Consider the following 14,910-nt stretch of genomic DNA (forward strand, 5'->3'; position numbering starts at 1 on the left):
CGACCTGATGGACCCAGCGCTTGCCGACGTAGGGGACGTCGCAGACAAGCCTCGGTGTGGCGAATCCGGGCAGGTACCCCATGATCTGGTGTTGCAAGTTCTGTGCTTCACCGAGCGAAAGCCGCCAGTGCTCGCTGAACGGGATCATGTCGCAGAGGTAGAAGTAGTACGGCATGATCGCGGCGTCGTCGAGCAGGGCTGTGCACAGGTCGAGCAGGGCGTGCATGCTGTCGTTCACGCCACGCAGCAGCACGCCTTGGTTGCGTACGTCGCGCAAGCCAGCGTCGAGCACGGACCGTGCAACTGCCGCGACCAGCGGAGTGACTTGTTGGACCGCGTTGGCGTGGGTGTGCAGGGCCAGGTTGACCCCACGGTCACGGGCGGCGCGGCCCAGTCGCTCCAGTCCGGCTCTGATGTCGTCGGCGAGCCAGTGCTGCGGTAGCGCGACCAGGGACTTGCTGGCCAGCCGGATGTCGCGCACCGATTCGATACCTAGCAGTTCCATGACGAAGGCCTCGAGTCGGGGCCAGGCGATATTGGCCACGTCGCCCCCCGACACCACCACATCGCGCACTGAGGGGGTGGCTCGCAGGTAGTCGAGCATGGCGGCGGTCCGGTCGACCGGTTTGAGTGTTAGCCGGTTCTTGCGAACCTGCGGAGTGGAATTGCCCACCAGGTCCATCCGGGTGCAATGTCCGCAGTACTGGGGCAGGTGGCGGTCAGTTCGGCGAGCACCTTGGTCGGGTAACGATGGGTGAGCCCTTCCGTCACCCACATCTCGCTCTCGTGCAGCGAGTCCCGCGCAGCGAATGGGTGGGATGGGTAGTCGGAATGGCGGTCCGAGAGACCGGAAGCGTATAGCGCCGAACCGGATCAGAACGAAAAGCAGCCGTGAGGCTTCCTGCACCGCGCACCAAGGCGAGGGGCGCCATGGTGTTGAGCATGTGCGGGGGGATGAGCAGCGACATGGTAGCCCGCTCGCGCTGGTCCCGGTCGAGGTCTGTGTAGAAGTACTCGTCGAGCAGGTCGCCGTAAACGGCCTGCAACTGGCTGATGTTGCGGACACAATGAGCGCGCTGCCACTGTGCGGAGCGCCACTCGGTCACGGTGACGTGTCGCCAGGCGGGAATCCGCCGCCAGTCGGGCTCCGCCATCTCTCGTCGGCGATACAGATAGGGCTGATCGTTCTGGTTGGGCACCCCACGCTCCATTCTCTGCTGTCAAGGGTTGATAGGTCGTGTCAGCTCGCGACGATCGTGAGCAACTCGCTGCTGGCCGGGTCTCTGTCGTGCAGGGGGACGAGCCCGAGTCGGACGGCGAGCAGCGCGATTTGTACGCGGTCGCGCATGTCGAGCTTGGTGAGAAGCCGGGAGACATGAGACTTCACCGTCGCCTCAGACACCCCGAGTTCTCGTGCGATCTCGCGGTTGGACCTGGCCGTCCCGATGGAACGCACCACGTCGATCTCTCGTCGGCTCAGTCCGATATCGGCGACACGGTGCTCGGCATCCGAGGGCAGAAGCTGGAAGTGTTCGAAGAGGTGCCTGGTGATGATGGCGGACAAGAACGCCGATCCCTCCGCCACCGCCCTGACGGCAGCAACCAGTTCACGCGCCGGGCAATCACTGGAGAGAAAGGCGTCGACCCGGGCCCTGATGACTTCCGATAACGACCGAGTGGCCATGCCGTTGCCTATCAAGATCGTGCGGATGGTCTCTCCGTGCGGCGTGGCGGCAAGCCGGCGCGTCAGCTCCAGTCCGCTGATCTGCGGCAGTTCGAAGTCGGCGATGACGATGTCGGGACGCAGGGCCAGGGCACGACTGAGGGCTTCCACACCATCGGCCGCCTGTCCGACGACCACCATGTCTAACTCTTCGCCGACTATTTCCAGCACTCCGCGTCTGGAGAACTCGTTTCCATCAGCGATGAGCAGCCGCACCTGGCGACGCGCCTTATCGGTACTCACGAAAATACTCCTCCATGGGCACAGCAGTGCAGCACCCGAATTTCGGGAAATACGGTGAGAAGTTGCGTTTCTGCAGCAGAATAGGAATTTCTGGTACGTCACAGCATTGGATCGACCCGGGCCTAGGGGCTTAGTCGCGCCCGCCAGCCGCAAGACCCGTTGATCGCGTCCAGTCCCAACTAGGTGCATCTGGCGCGCCCGCACCCCCTCCCAGTTCCGCACTAGCGCCTCCGGGCCGAACGGGCTACGAAAAGTCAGATCCGCAAGGCATCGCGCATATCGGTTGTGAAGTGCACGCGGTAACGAGAGCGCCCTCTTTTGCCACCACATTTCGGTTCATCCTCCTGGAGGGCGCCACCGCCACTGCCGGGCGGCTGGGAGGGGGGTCTTCTATGGGCTTTGGTATGGGTGGCATTCCTCCGCGAGCTGGCGTACCTGGCGCGGCGGGTCTTGCATGATGACTCACGCCTGCACGCTGACCCAGGTCTGGCCACACGTCGCTCAGGGTGGGGCCTTCGGCACCCCTGGCCGGGCGGGGCAGTCCCGATCAATCCGCGTGTGCAGCTGGGGAAATTCCTCAGTTGCTGACCGCCGGCGAATAGCAGCGACGGTCTTGGCCGCCAGCCCAGTCGCTACGGCAACCGCGCGATCAGACCCACTCCGGATGTGACTTGACGATGCGTCTTGCCGCCGCGGTGCGGTCGGACAGAGTCAGCGGCAAGCCGTGATGCACATTGGACTCAACAGCAAGTACGAATGCGTCTTTCTCGCTTCCATCGAAGAACTTGACGCCGATTTCGCCCCCTGCCCTGTAAAATCGCAGCGCGCAGTCGATGTATTCCATCGGCGATCCTCATCAACGAGCGATGCACAATGATCGGGGGAAGTTCAGTCTCAGACTGAGCAAGCGTGCGCCCGTGCTCTACATTTTCCCCAGCCAGTCGCGGCGAGTCCGCTGTTACCAGCGAAGCGACGGAAACGCTTTCAACGTTCGGATCTAATAAATCACTCGGGCATGAAGGCTTCCTAGCCACGCCTTCCATCACTACGCACCCTCCTCGATGTGAACGCTTACGTGGGGGTTATTGAGCCCGAGGTGCCTGGGTATCGGCTGCAATTGAGCTAGGTTCGATCTTCCCCAAGAGACCTCCAACCAGGTCACCTTCGTCCGCCGGTGTGCAGCCCAGCAGCCGCGCCATCGGCTCCCCCGAACCTCTGCAATCCATGTCCACTGTCCCTGGGCGCAACCGGAATCAGCCTCGCTCCCGCGTCAACGGCATCTTCCGAAATAGGCTCAGTCGGCCCGTGGCCGGCCTGCGTCCTCTCGGCCCAGCAAGCAGCCCGATTGGCGCAGCAGACAGCATGATCCGCTGACGGCTGCGACGCGCCAGCCATCGGGCCACTTCACGGGTCCGGCTCTCGTAAGACTGCCGGCGAATTTGGGCCTCGGTCATAAGAATCATGGCTGCCAGGCGCGCCGCATCCACCAGTCCCTCGACGGCTAGATACGTCGAGGGATGCATGTACCGCGGCTTGCGTCCTCCAGCGCATCTCTCGTCCGAGCAGGAAAGAGTGCCCCGGTAGGGGCTGCGACTCCCGTTCCCACTCCGGGACTTCGGAACCGCGGGATCCCCCGGTTATCAGGTAGCAGCGCGGTGCGGATCGGATGTCAGGCATGTGTGGGTGCTCCGTGCTGAGGTGGCGTGGCGGCGATCAGGCCGCCCACTGGAGGGGCTGGTGTGTGAGGTGCTCGGTGATGGCGTCGGCGCTGTCCAGGACGGCTCGAACGAAGTCGGTCCTCCGCCTGGCCGAGCGCATCTGTACGCGCGGCGGCATCAGGGCAACGGAGCCGGCGACGGCGGAGCCGTACCAGATGGGAGCGGCGAGGACGTCGGGGTGGTCGCCCTACAACAGCCCATGGCTGCGGCGATGGCCATCCCGGGTGCATGGGCCGAGAGCGGGGCGGATTTGACGTCCGCGTGCGTGATGGGCTGGTCGGAGGGCGAGGCGTGGGCGGTGCAGACACGTCTCGGCTGCTCGGAGACGGAGTACGGCACGTAGAGCAGCGCGATCTGTCCTGTCTGGCCTGCCAGTTTGACCAGCCGATCTCGGGTGGCCTGCGAGGGTCTGCCCTCCGGGAGTTCGTCTGCCGGCGTGGGCCACTGGACGTGGTAGCGGCCTCGGGAGGGAGCGCGGGAAGCGTCGTTCCTTGGTTGAACCACGACTCCGGCCTGCAGAAGCGACTGGAGGCACCGGTGTGCGGTCAGGGTCGGAAGGCCCGTCGCAGCGACAACTTCGCGCAGGTTCGAGGCTCGGCCGTGGGTCTTGTCTAGCCCCTGGAGGGCTTGCATTACCGCGATGGCCCGCCGCACGGCGATGTTGCCCTTCAGTGACTGGGCATCAGGCACAGCCTTAAGCACGTGAATCCCCCTGGTGTCACAGATTGCGGATGGGGCGTCCCGTCACGCTCCGCATCCGGCTGCCGATTCTCGCCTGGCGAGAAGGCGTTGACCAGGACCAACATTTTCCCGCACTCAAATACGGGGTCTGGTAGAGGTACATTAATGCCGTGGACACGGCTACCGAACGCAATGACTCCCCCGGTGACTTACAGCAGCCGCAGCTGCGCTACCTGCTCAAAGAACTGCTCACGGCACACAGGTTGCAGGTGGATCCACGAGACTTCGGTTGGGAGCCTCACAAGCGACCAGACCAAGGAGTTGTTCTTCCTGCCGACTGGACGGCCGGGACCAGCGCGGGTGCGTTTTGGTGCACTGGCTGGCTGCGCGGTTGTTCTGTGGAGGCGGCGAATTCCTCGGCGGACTCGCGCGGGGGTGAGGCGTCCTGGGTGCGCGGGCCGCTCCCAGGGCCTGCGAAGATCCTCCGCGAGAGGCCGCGCGAGGCGAAGTTGGGTATGGCGACGACGACCAGCCAGGTCCAGGGTCGGCGGCAGTCGGATCTCGGAGTTTGGGGGCCATCCCAAGGACTGCTTGATCATTCTGAAAGTGTGTTCAAGATCCAATACCGTTAGTTTAAGAGGTCATTGGTACCTGTGTGACGAGATGCCAGGCAGGGGCGGCGAGTGGTATCGCGGCTCGTGATGTGGTGGATGTGGGGCTGTTGGCTCGGGTGTACCCGGCGAGTGCGGTAGACCGGGCCGTTGAGGCGTGCGGACGGCGCGAGCGCCGGTCCTGGGTGCTGCCTGCGCGACTGGTGCTGTACTTCGTGCTCGGGCTGGCCCTGTTCTCCCCGGATCCGTACCTGGAGGTCATGCGCAAGTTGACATACGGGTTGCGGCAAGTCGGCTTGCTGGGCGCCTGGCGGGAGCCGGACAAACCCTCCATCTCACTGGCGCGTCGACGGCTGGGGTGAGAGCCGCTGCGGGAGCTGGTCGTGCGGACCGTGGTGCCGCTGGCCGAGCCATCGGATGGGTGGGCTTTCTGGCGCGGACTGCGTTTGATGGCGGTGGACGGCACATGCGTGGACATCGCCGGCACCCCGGCCAACGACGGGGTGTTCGGGCGGCAAGGTGGCAAGCCTAAGCCGGGGAAACGGCCGTACAAGCGCGCCGCATTCCCGCAGACGCGGATCGTGGGCCTGGTGGAGTGTGGCACGCACGCCGTCGTGGACGCGGAGGTCACCGACTACCACACGCACGAGACCACTGCCGGCAAGGAACTGGCCCGGTCGATGCAGCCAGGCATGCTGGTACGCCGACCGCGGCTACCCGGTGTAGAGCTGTGGCGGGACTGGGCAGCCTCGGGCGAGGGCAGCCTCGGGCGCCGACCTGCTGATGCGGCTGGCGGGTAGCCGCTACAGCCTCGTTCCCGATCAGATCCTGGCGGATGGGTCATGGCTCACCACCATCTATGGGTACACCGACCGGCGGCGCGAGCACGGCATTCAGGTCCGCGCCGTGTGCTGCCAACTCAAGGCAGCCGGTGAGGAGTACACGCTGACCGACCACGAACGGTATCCAGCCAGTGAGCTCGGCGCCCTTTACACCGAAACGCTGGGAGATCGAAACGACGATCAAGGAACTCAAGCCCCAACAGATCGGCGCAGGAGAAGTCCTCTCCATTAAGACACCCGACAGCATCCGCCAGCAGATCTGGGGCCATCTACTGGTCCACTACGCGCAAACGTGTGCAGATGCTCCAGGCCGCACCCGCGGCCCGCACCGTCCGCGACGCCAAGCTGAAGACCTCATCACAGAGGTGTACGAGGCGAACTACCGTGTCTACGGGGCCCGGAAGATCTGGCGGCACCTGAACCTCCAGGATGTCGCGGTGGCCCGCTGCACCGTCGAGCGCCTCATGCGTGGACTCGGCATCACCGGAGCGGTCCGCGACAAAAAGGTGATCATCACCATCCCCGACGCGAGCGCGGAACGGGCCCCGGACCTCGTGGACCGCGACTTCGTCGCCCCCGCCCCGAACCGCTGCTGGGTCGCGGACTTCACCCACGTCACCACGTTAGCCAGCGTCGTCTACGTCGCCTTCGTCGTGGACGCCTTCTCCCGCCGCATCGTCGGCTGGTCAGCAGCCACCTCGACGGAGACGCAGCTCGCCCTGGACGCCCTCGAGATGGCCTTGTGGCAGCGCGACCGAGATCAATACCCCTACGGAAAGGCGAGTTGGTACATCACTCCGATGCCGGGTCGCAGTACACATCGTTCGCGCTCTCCGAGCACCTCGACCGGGCAGGCATCGCCGCGTCGATCGGATCGGTCGGCGACCTACGACAATGCCCTGAGTCCACGATCGGCCTGTTCAAGACCGAGTTGATCAAGCCCCGTCGGCCCTGGAAGACACTGTCCGAGGCGGAGCTGGCCACCGCTGAGTGGATCGACTGGTACTGCCACCGCCGACTGCACGGTGAGATCGGGCACACCCCGCCCGCCGAATACGAGACCAACTACTACCGAGCAACCACGAAACCCCAGGTCACAGTCGCAACGTAGAGTCTCGATCAAACCCGGAACGCTTCAGGCCGCTGAAATTGCGGTGGCGTGAGCCGGCCGGGACACCGACTCTCACCACCACGACACCAACCCAAGAAGTCGCAGATGGCTGCTGCCCACTTGCGAACGCATCTGACGATGCGGACACGGCCGCCGACTAGGCACGCCTGCCGCATCCCAGCCAGCGCAGTTCACACAAGAGCTCGAATGCCCCTCCGGCATCACCTGCACCGCCATCGTGCCCGGTCCTGCGAGGCAACTCGAGTTCATCCACAACCGCGCCCCCGAAAGCCGCAAGCCCTCCAGAGCGGCGAGACCATCGGCGCAGCAGGCGTCACCGACGACTTCGTGGTCGCCATCGCCCTCGACATGCGCAGCTAGAGGATCACCCAGCTCATCGTCGCCAAAGGCGCCAGGAAGGGCCAGCTTCCGTCATCTGCCACAGTGATGCGCACGCTGCGCGAGCACAACGAGTACACGGGAACGGCCTGCACGCGGCATTCAACTACATGTACGCCGTACCATCTCGCGAGCTCTCAGCCAGTGAGCCTACCGAGGGGGATCTTGACCGGTGCCGACGACCACATCCCGCCGTTGGCACTGTAGGTTACTTCGGCCATCACATGGCCATCGGAGCTGACGCGTGTCGTCACATGTACGTCTCCAAGCGGGTCCTGACTCAGCGTACCGGTCGCGCCATCCTTGACGTCGATAACCTGCCTTCTGACGTGATCCACGGAGCTATCGGTAATTTGGAGCTTCCTAGCCGTCTTGTTCAAGGCCAGTTGAATCTCGGAGTTCCCTACAAACAGGGTAATCGGCGCATCTTCCTCGAACGGAGATACTGCATTTGCGTCAGGCATCTTGCCGATGCCGCCCAAGGCCGCTGCAAAGCGATCTGACTTCCAACCAGTTTCCGACATCCGACGTCCTTCCCTCAGTTGCAGTGCTCAACGGCTACTATTCCGGCCCCGTCAAGACAGCGGTGCTTTTTCAGACAATCGAATGTTCTCGGCGAGCAGGACCGCGAAGACAGTGGCCGCAGCGTCAACCTGGTCCTGGAGTCGGGGGCGAGGAAGCCTGCTCGCTTCGCCCCGGGGTCGCAGCCAGCTCCCGCACCACCCGCAACTCGCCTGCCTCGACGCGGCATCGGCTGGCACTCGTTACCCTCGGCATACGGAAGCTGGAGAGGTACCACGATGAATACTCGCTCCGGACTGTTGGCCCAGATAACGGCCTCCCTCCTGCACGGACGCAGAGCCCGCCTCGATCACCCTGAATCGCACCGTCTCGCCAGACCGGACCAGCACGCCGGGCTCGCCACGCACTACCGGCCCTCCTCTCCTGACCGCGAGCGGGGCACGGGCGACCCGACGAAGCACTCATACCCCGACGGCTACCCCGACCGCGGTGACGGTGGCCAAGCAGATCAGCCAGCCTCACCACGGTTGCGCAGGCACTGCACTGTTGGCGACGCCGATGTAGCTCACGACCTGCAAGTCCGCCCTCGTGCCTGGTGCATCGGTAACGGCCTCGCCGTCGAGCGGTGTGCGGGCGGACCAGTGCGCCGCGGTCCCGTCCGCGTCCGTCGGTAGTAGACACAACACCCTGCTGTCGCCGGATCGGACCGATCAGTGGCGCCTCAACAGGTGGCGAGTTCCTGGCCGGGGCCAATGTCCACCAGCAGGTGGGAGCCAGTGCACAGCAGCGCATCGGCTGCCGACCAAAAATGGACCGGCGCCGCGAGCTGACCACCCCAGAATTCTGGGCGGCGGGCCTCTTCCTCGGTAATCCGACGACCAGTGCGGGTAGACCACACCGACACCGCGGGCGGTTGCGGCCGCGGACGGCCGATCACCTCAGTGCTGCATCGTGCGGCCGGCAGTGCGGCCGGACCATGAAATGGCTGTCGCGCGCGCTTCGGCAGACCAGACCAGCCCGGTCGGCCATGCCGTGGTGCTGAGCGCCCTGTCCAGGCAAGAGGAGCGCAATCGGGAGTCGGCGCGGCATGGTGCCTCCGTGATGTGGGCAGCGCGGGTTGCTCTCTCCCTCGTTCCTGTTTCTTGACGCCAGCTCAAGAAATCTTGCGACGCGCGCCGCTGCGAGCAGCGCTGTACCGCACGACTTCGATGCGGTGTGCAGGCCCCTGGCGGGGCAGGCACCAAGACCTTCTGGGAGCTACTGACCTCCGGGCAGCAGCTCCCAGAAGGATCCGTTACTTCGCCCCTTCGCCCTTCCGGTCGCGGGTGGCGGCCGAGTGTGGCTTCGACCCCGCGACCATCGGCTTCACGCACCGCGAGACCCGTCGCATGGACCGCGCCACGCTACTGGCCGTGGTGGCTTGTGCCAGGGACTGCTTGGAGCACAGCGGAATCAGTTTCGACGCAAAAAATGGATTCGGAGCGGATCCCTGTGAGCGTCGGCAGCGCGGTGGGCGCGACGACCAGCCTGGAGCGGGAGTACTTGGTGTTGCCCGATACCGGTCGCGACTGGCTGGTCGATACGGGGTACGCCTCTCCGCCCCTTCACGACTACTTGACTCCGGGGACGATCGCCGCCGAGGTCGCCCGTGCAGTCGGAGCAGAAGGACCGGCGGCAATTGTCTCCTCGGGGTGCGCCTCCGGCCTGGGCTCGGTCGGGTATGCCTATCAACTGATCGTCGAGGGCACTGCGGACGTTCTCGTCATCGGCGCGACGGACGCACCTATCTCCCCCATCGCGGTGGCCTGCTTCGACACCATCAAGGCCACCACACCCAGCAATGACGCCCCCGAACCACGCGTCCCGCCCGTTCAACCGCACCCGCAACGGCTTCATACTCGCCGAGGCGCGGCGATGTTCGTGCTGGAGGAGTACGAGCACGCGGTCCGGCGCGGGGCCCACATCTACGCGGAGAACACCGGTTACGCGACCCGCTGCAACGCCTATCACATGACCGGGCTGAAGCCGGACGGCCGCGAGATGGCCGAGTCCATCGACGCGGCCCTGCACCAGTCCCGGATCAACCCGGAGGCCGTCGGCTACGTCGACACGCACAGCTCCGGCACCAAGCAGAACGACCAACACGAAAACGCTGCCTTCAAACGATCGCTCGGCGCTCACGCCTACCCTGTTCCGGTCAGCTCCATCAAGTCGATGATCGGGCACTCGCTGGGCGCCGCCTCGTGCGCTCTCGCCATCGAGTACGGCGCCGTGCCGCCCGCGGCGAACCTGCACGAGAGGGACCCGGAGTGCGATCTGGACTACGTGCCGCTGACAGCCCGTGAGGCGAGACTCGGCACGGCGCTGACGGTGGGCAGTGGCTTCGGCGGCTTCCAGTCGGCCATGGTACTGCGCCGGCACACGGACGTGGCGGCATGAACGGGTCCACTCTGACGAGGGCGGCGGGCGTTTCTGCGGACCGGTCCGCCGTAAGGCCATGGTCACCGGACTGGGCGTGGTCGCGCCCAGCGGCATCGGCGTTGAGGAATTCTGGGCGGCGGTCCTTGAGGGCCAACACCGGCGTCTCCCGGCTGAACGGATTCGATCTCCCCCGGTATCCGGTACGTCTGCCGGGCAGGTCCCTCACCGGCTGGTCTCGTTGGCCGACCCCGTTGCCCGGCCGATCCGTAAGGGCAAGCCTCAACACCCCGCCCAGTTCGGCTACACGGCACTGGTTGCCGAGGACGAACGCGGCTTCGTCGTCGACCACCAGGTCCAGCGCTGGAACCCATCCGACGCACCGCAGCTGGTGCCGTCGGTGGAGCGCGTCACCACGCTGAACCGGCCGCCCACCAGGCACGGTCGTCGCCGACTGGGGCTTTGGCTCCGCGGCCAACGACCAGGCCCTGTCCGAACTCGTGTCGGCATCCAGCGGATCAGCCTCCAACACGCTGGAGGATCTGGCAAGGCACGGCGTGAGTACGAACACAGTCGCCCGTTCCGTCGTATGAGCAACTGGAGAGTCGGTATCGAGACCCGCATCAGCCATCTCAAGCGCGGCTTCGGCTTCCGTCGCACACGCCTCCGCCGCCTGACCGGCGCCCAGACCTGGGCCGGACTCGGAGTCTTCGCCTACAAACTCCAACGAATGACCACCCTCAGCCGGTGAGGCAGGGACCAACGGCAGCCCGGCGGCCTGGTGCTGTCCAACAGCTCCGACCCCGTCACCGGCCGAAACCCTTTTTCAGGGGCAAGTAGCTAGTCGGTTTGGACGTCGAGAGACACCGTCTGGCATCCGTATTCGGTCAGGCCGAAGAGCGGCGCGCCGGCCGTGACGAGGACCTTGTATCGTTTCCGGTTTGCAGCGAGGTTGTTTCGACAGTAGCCAGGCGTGGGCAGATTCAATCTTCTGACTCCGCCGTCGATCAAAGGCCCGGTTCCTGCTCCGCCACTATGCAGCTCCGCCTTGACCGGCCCATTGAGTGCATCCCAGAGAAGGGGATCATCTCGGATATCTTCAAGCATCTGTGCATGCTCGGGGTGCCTGCTATTACCGTGAAGCATGAGCTTTGCGCCGAATTCAACGAGGAACGGTATGGCCCATTCCTCGTACCAATTAGCGAGCGTATGACGGGCGTCGTCATGAAACAGGACGTAGCGGAATGAACTCTTTGTTGGGTGATTTCGAGTAGCCTCAGCATGGCTGAAGAGTTGCGCGAATGCCGCATTGTGACAGATGACGTTCCATTGGCCATCTTCAAGCGAGGTAGGGATGGACTGCACGTCCACGTGCCTTTGCGCCCAGATCTTGGCCCGCCTCTCGAAATCAGCTTTACCCCGCACGGCCTTCGTGGGAGGGTTCCCACCCGTAACCATACAGTAAAGGAGGCGGTCGACAGGTTCCGGAATCTCCAGGGCTTTGACGATATTGGTGAGCTGGGGTGGAGTCGGAAACATCTTACCGCCCTCCAAATCCCTATACTTCCGGTCGGACATCCCGATAGACGTCAGGTGAGGCAACAGGTTTTGCGGAATGCCTACGCGTTCTCCAATAACTAGACGATCTCGATAGGTGTGAAATATCTGTCCCGTGGTGATGGCCACGTCGGGGTGCGTGAGCCCGTGTGCGGGCTGAGCCGCTATCGCTTGATAGCCAGCATATGCAGCGCGGTCTTGAGGCGGGCGCCCCCCTCCTCCTGAAGCATTATCCGGAGTCCGCGCCAGCGCTAGCGGTGCCCCAGCCTCGTAGGCCGTACGACTTCCTTGGACATCAGGAGATAACTCCGGAAGAAGTAGTTTCCCAGGAACGGCATGGCTCAGTTGAAACGCCTGGTAGCCGACCGCTCGGGCATGCCAGGGAATGAATCCTGTCAGCACACATGGCGTCACTCCATCGGGTCCTACTATTTCTCGCTGCTCTCCATCTGACGCGAAGATCCGATCCAATCCTCGCTCGGCGAGTTCTTTGTGTACCACTACGGTGAACAGGTATTCTAACCGATGATCCTCGCTGATACCTTCCCGTAGTGCACGGAGTTCCGGGTTATCGTGGTTGAGGTAATAGTGGTGTGCAATTTGACACAGGCTGGGAATAATCCACCTTTCTTCCCAGTCCACGAACAGTTTCCTTGCATCCTTGTGGAAGAGCTGAAAGCGAATGGGATTAACGAGGGGGTGATCATGGGGGTGAGGTGCGACACCGTCAAAGAGTGCGGCCCAGGCGGCGTTATAGTGGAGCGTGTTCCATCCGCCGTCCAGTAGAACTGTCGGCTCTTTGAGCGGGGTAACATGAGCGTCTACCCAGCGTTGTGTCACGTGATCAAGTCCTGTGTTCCTGATCCCTTTGAACGAGGGCGCCACGCCGGTGGCCGAAAGGACGGCCTGCTCGAATTCGTCGTCGGGAATGAGGAGCGCGAGTCGCATGGTGAGCAAGGTCGCCATAGTGATCTTCCCACCCCTCTCCACCCTCGCCCACCATTCGGGAGAGAATCCGAATTCGAGGGCGGCTTCCTCCCGCGTGAATCCCAGCTTCTCCCGGTTCGCGCGGATAATATCTGCGGCCGTCACCGGGGTTCCCAACTCGGCGACAGCCCACGGAATGGCTCCCCGAGCCTGCGCTCGCTGCGTGGTCGCACGATGGCGTAACGCCCCCGCAGGATCTCGCCAAGCACCCTCTCCCTGATCTCCCATCGACCCACCCCCCAACCCGGATCAACTTCCCAAGATGTCGTGATGCTGCCCGCCAGAGCCCGGCGGGCAGCACCCGCACCCGCATGGTGGCATCTGTGCAGGCGGGGAGCGTAGTACAACACGTCAGTTGGAGCCCGTAGTTAATTCCCGTACCTGAATCACCATCTTGTCCTTACATGCTTTGGGGCACAGACAAGACGTACCGCGCTATTCACCACAGGAAGGCTAAGTTACGCAAAGAGGGCTGTAGCTCTCGGTTCTTCTTCATCGCTTTCTCGCGAAGGGCCGGCCTTGAGGGACAAGCAACTTGAGCGGGTTCAACTCCCCGGCGGCGAGCGGGAGACGACGCGTTCCCGCGCCACGCTCACCGCTCGCGCGGGCAGGTCACCCCAAGACCACTGAGAGGACAATTGCGCGGCTGGTTGGCGGCTACAACTTCCTGCCGTGGGCAAACTGTGGGCAGCCGGGCACCGCTCTCGGGGCACGTGAAGGTGAAGGGCACAACCGCTGCTTCGCGATGGTCCCTGCGGCGCCGTAGCCACCGTCAACGGAGGAATGATGACAGTTCTCGCCGAGCACGACCCCCTTCATCTGGATCCCAGCGGTAGGGACCACCACGGCGAGGCGGCATGCCTGCGGGAGGCCGGACCAGTTACCCGGGTCATTCTCCCTGGTGGCGTCCCAGCATGGGCAGTTACACGACACGACGAGCTTCGAGACCTGGTCAGGGACCCGCGCGTCAGTAAGGACTGGCGTCGCTGGAGCGCCGTCACAAACAACCTGCTTCCCGAGAACTGGTCACTGACGGGCGTCGTCAAGGTGACGAACATGTTCAGCGCCGACGGCGAGCAGCACCGGCGTTTGCGCACAGCGGTGACCAATGCGCTGACTCCGCAGTCCGTCCGCGCTCTCCAGCCGCGGCTGGACGAAATCGTGGCGACCCTAGTTCGCGATCTACCACGGAATATATCTGAGGATGGCTCAGTCGACCTATGTCGGTATTTCGCCAACCCATTGCCTCTGAACGTTATTTGCGAGTTACTGGGTGTTCCCGAATACCTTCATTCTCGGATACGAGATTTGACCGCCAGCGTATTCGATCACACCATACAAGGCGACCAGGTAAACAATACCCAAAAAGAGATTCTCCGCACCATGGCCGAACTGGTCACATACCGAAGCGATAATCACGGAAAGGATCTGACGAGTTCACTTATTGTCACGCGACGGGAGAATCCTGAGCTGCTTACTGAAGAGGAGTTGTACAGCACTCTTTGGCTGGTGGCTTCAGCCGGGCACGAGACCACACGCAACCTGCTAGTTAATGCAGTGCGCGCCTTGTTGAAGCATCCCGGCCAACTCGCCATGGCTCGCGAGGGGGCCACGGGCACGTGGGAGGCGGTGGTCGAAGAGACCTTGCGGTGGGATGGTCCCGTAGGAAACATATTGACCCGTGTGGCACTCGTGGACATCACGATAGCTGATGTCACTATCCCAGCCGGCGAGGCAATTGTTGCTCCCTACAGCGCGGTGGGCCGCGATCCACTTAAATACGGTGAGGACGCTGAGAGATTCGATATCACGCGCAAAGACAAGAAACATATGGCGTTCGGTGGTGGCCCACACTTCTGTGTTGGTGCTCTGCTGGCACGGCGGGAAGCAGTGACCGCGCTTCCTGCACTCATGTGCGCCTACCCTCACATGAGGCTCGCGGTCGATGACACTGCCCCGAAGCCTCTTCCGTCCATGCTGTCCAACTCCGTGATGGAATTGCCCGTGCACCTCATGCCATAGGAGTTCCCGGGTGGCGTATCCGGCGCACGACGCTGCGCGCATCTGATGAGTGCATTATCACCCCATTTGACCCGAT

12 protein-coding genes and 3 pseudogenes are annotated in these 14,910 nt (G+C 63.6%); 8 read left to right on the top strand and 7 right to left on the bottom strand.

Features of this window, described 5'->3' with window-relative positions; translation table 11 throughout:
- The first annotated feature begins 88 nt into the window (after positions 1-88).
- On the top strand, positions 89-442 hold the full coding sequence (locus DY245_RS47365) for a hypothetical protein (RefSeq protein ID WP_244943617.1): 354 nt from the start codon (positions 89-91) through the stop codon (positions 440-442).
- A 325-nt stretch (positions 443-767) separates the two neighbouring features.
- Here DY245_RS47365 and DY245_RS47370 read toward each other — a convergent pair whose 3' ends face one another.
- The 5 genes and pseudogenes from DY245_RS47370 to DY245_RS48070 form a co-directional block, all read right to left on the bottom strand.
- Positions 768-1,199, bottom strand: coding sequence for a hypothetical protein (locus tag DY245_RS47370; protein ID WP_244943618.1), 432 nt, complete (start codon positions 1,197-1,199; stop codon positions 768-770).
- Positions 1,200-1,240: 41 nt separating this feature from the next.
- Positions 1,241-1,966, bottom strand: coding sequence for a LuxR C-terminal-related transcriptional regulator (locus DY245_RS42745; RefSeq protein WP_181924104.1), 726 nt, complete (start codon positions 1,964-1,966; stop codon positions 1,241-1,243).
- A 649-nt stretch (positions 1,967-2,615) separates the two neighbouring features.
- Positions 2,616-2,810: a hypothetical protein gene (locus DY245_RS45555; RefSeq protein ID WP_220378005.1), complete on the bottom strand. Its 195-nt coding sequence runs from the start codon at positions 2,808-2,810 to the stop codon at positions 2,616-2,618.
- A gap of 991 nt (positions 2,811-3,801) precedes the next feature.
- Positions 3,802-4,386 carry a helix-turn-helix domain-containing protein gene (locus DY245_RS48580; protein WP_425329527.1) on the bottom strand — a complete coding sequence of 195 codons (585 nt, stop codon included), beginning with the start codon at positions 4,384-4,386 and terminating at the stop codon, positions 3,802-3,804.
- Between the two features lie 302 nt (positions 4,387-4,688).
- Positions 4,689-4,985, bottom strand: a pseudogene (locus DY245_RS48070) (NF041680 family putative transposase); the annotation flags it as partial.
- A 92-nt stretch (positions 4,986-5,077) separates the two neighbouring features.
- On the opposite strand from DY245_RS48070, the gene DY245_RS48585 reads away from it, so the two are divergent.
- From DY245_RS48585 to DY245_RS45045, 4 genes are all read left to right on the top strand, one after another.
- Positions 5,078-5,338 carry a transposase domain-containing protein gene (locus DY245_RS48585; protein ID WP_425329528.1) on the top strand — a complete coding sequence of 87 codons (261 nt, stop codon included), beginning with the start codon at positions 5,078-5,080 and terminating at the stop codon, positions 5,336-5,338.
- Positions 5,339-5,359: 21 nt separating this feature from the next.
- The gene (locus tag DY245_RS42770; RefSeq protein ID WP_128512515.1) at positions 5,360-5,776 is read left to right on the top strand and encodes a hypothetical protein; all 417 of its coding nucleotides are present in this window, start codon (positions 5,360-5,362) and stop codon (positions 5,774-5,776) included.
- Positions 5,777-5,949: 173 nt separating this feature from the next.
- A complete protein-coding gene (locus DY245_RS42775) occupies positions 5,950-6,753 on the top strand; it encodes an IS3 family transposase (RefSeq protein WP_128512516.1) in 804 nt (267 codons plus the stop codon).
- Positions 6,750-6,929: an integrase core domain-containing protein gene (locus DY245_RS45045; protein ID WP_181924106.1), complete on the top strand. Its 180-nt coding sequence runs from the start codon at positions 6,750-6,752 to the stop codon at positions 6,927-6,929. Before DY245_RS42775 ends, DY245_RS45045 begins: the two co-directional genes overlap by 4 nt.
- A 536-nt stretch (positions 6,930-7,465) precedes the next feature.
- Here DY245_RS45045 and DY245_RS42785 read toward each other — a convergent pair.
- A complete protein-coding gene (locus DY245_RS42785) occupies positions 7,466-7,852 on the bottom strand; it encodes a hypothetical protein (RefSeq protein WP_128512518.1) in 387 nt (128 codons plus the stop codon).
- A gap of 1,213 nt (positions 7,853-9,065) precedes the next feature.
- On the opposite strand from DY245_RS42785, the pseudogene DY245_RS42790 reads away from it, so the two are divergent.
- Both DY245_RS42790 and DY245_RS42795 read left to right on the top strand, forming a co-directional pair.
- Positions 9,066-10,289 (top strand): annotated as a pseudogene (locus DY245_RS42790) (beta-ketoacyl-[acyl-carrier-protein] synthase family protein).
- A 199-nt stretch (positions 10,290-10,488) separates the two neighbouring features.
- Positions 10,489-11,019 (top strand): annotated as a pseudogene (locus DY245_RS42795) (transposase); the annotation flags it as partial.
- A gap of 89 nt (positions 11,020-11,108) precedes the next feature.
- Here DY245_RS42795 and DY245_RS42800 read toward each other — a convergent pair.
- On the bottom strand, positions 11,109-12,917 hold the full coding sequence (locus tag DY245_RS42800; RefSeq protein WP_128512519.1) for a helix-turn-helix domain-containing protein: 1,809 nt from the start codon (positions 12,915-12,917) through the stop codon (positions 11,109-11,111).
- Between the two features lie 951 nt (positions 12,918-13,868).
- Between DY245_RS42800 and DY245_RS42805 the strand changes: the two genes are divergently transcribed.
- The gene (locus DY245_RS42805; protein WP_244943619.1) at positions 13,869-14,834 is read left to right on the top strand and encodes a cytochrome P450; all 966 of its coding nucleotides are present in this window, start codon (positions 13,869-13,871) and stop codon (positions 14,832-14,834) included.
- Positions 14,835-14,910: the final 76 nt, after the last annotated feature.

This window comes from Streptomyces inhibens, from assembly GCF_003389455.1.
Lineage (GTDB): Bacteria > Actinomycetota > Actinomycetes > Streptomycetales > Streptomycetaceae > Streptomyces > Streptomyces inhibens.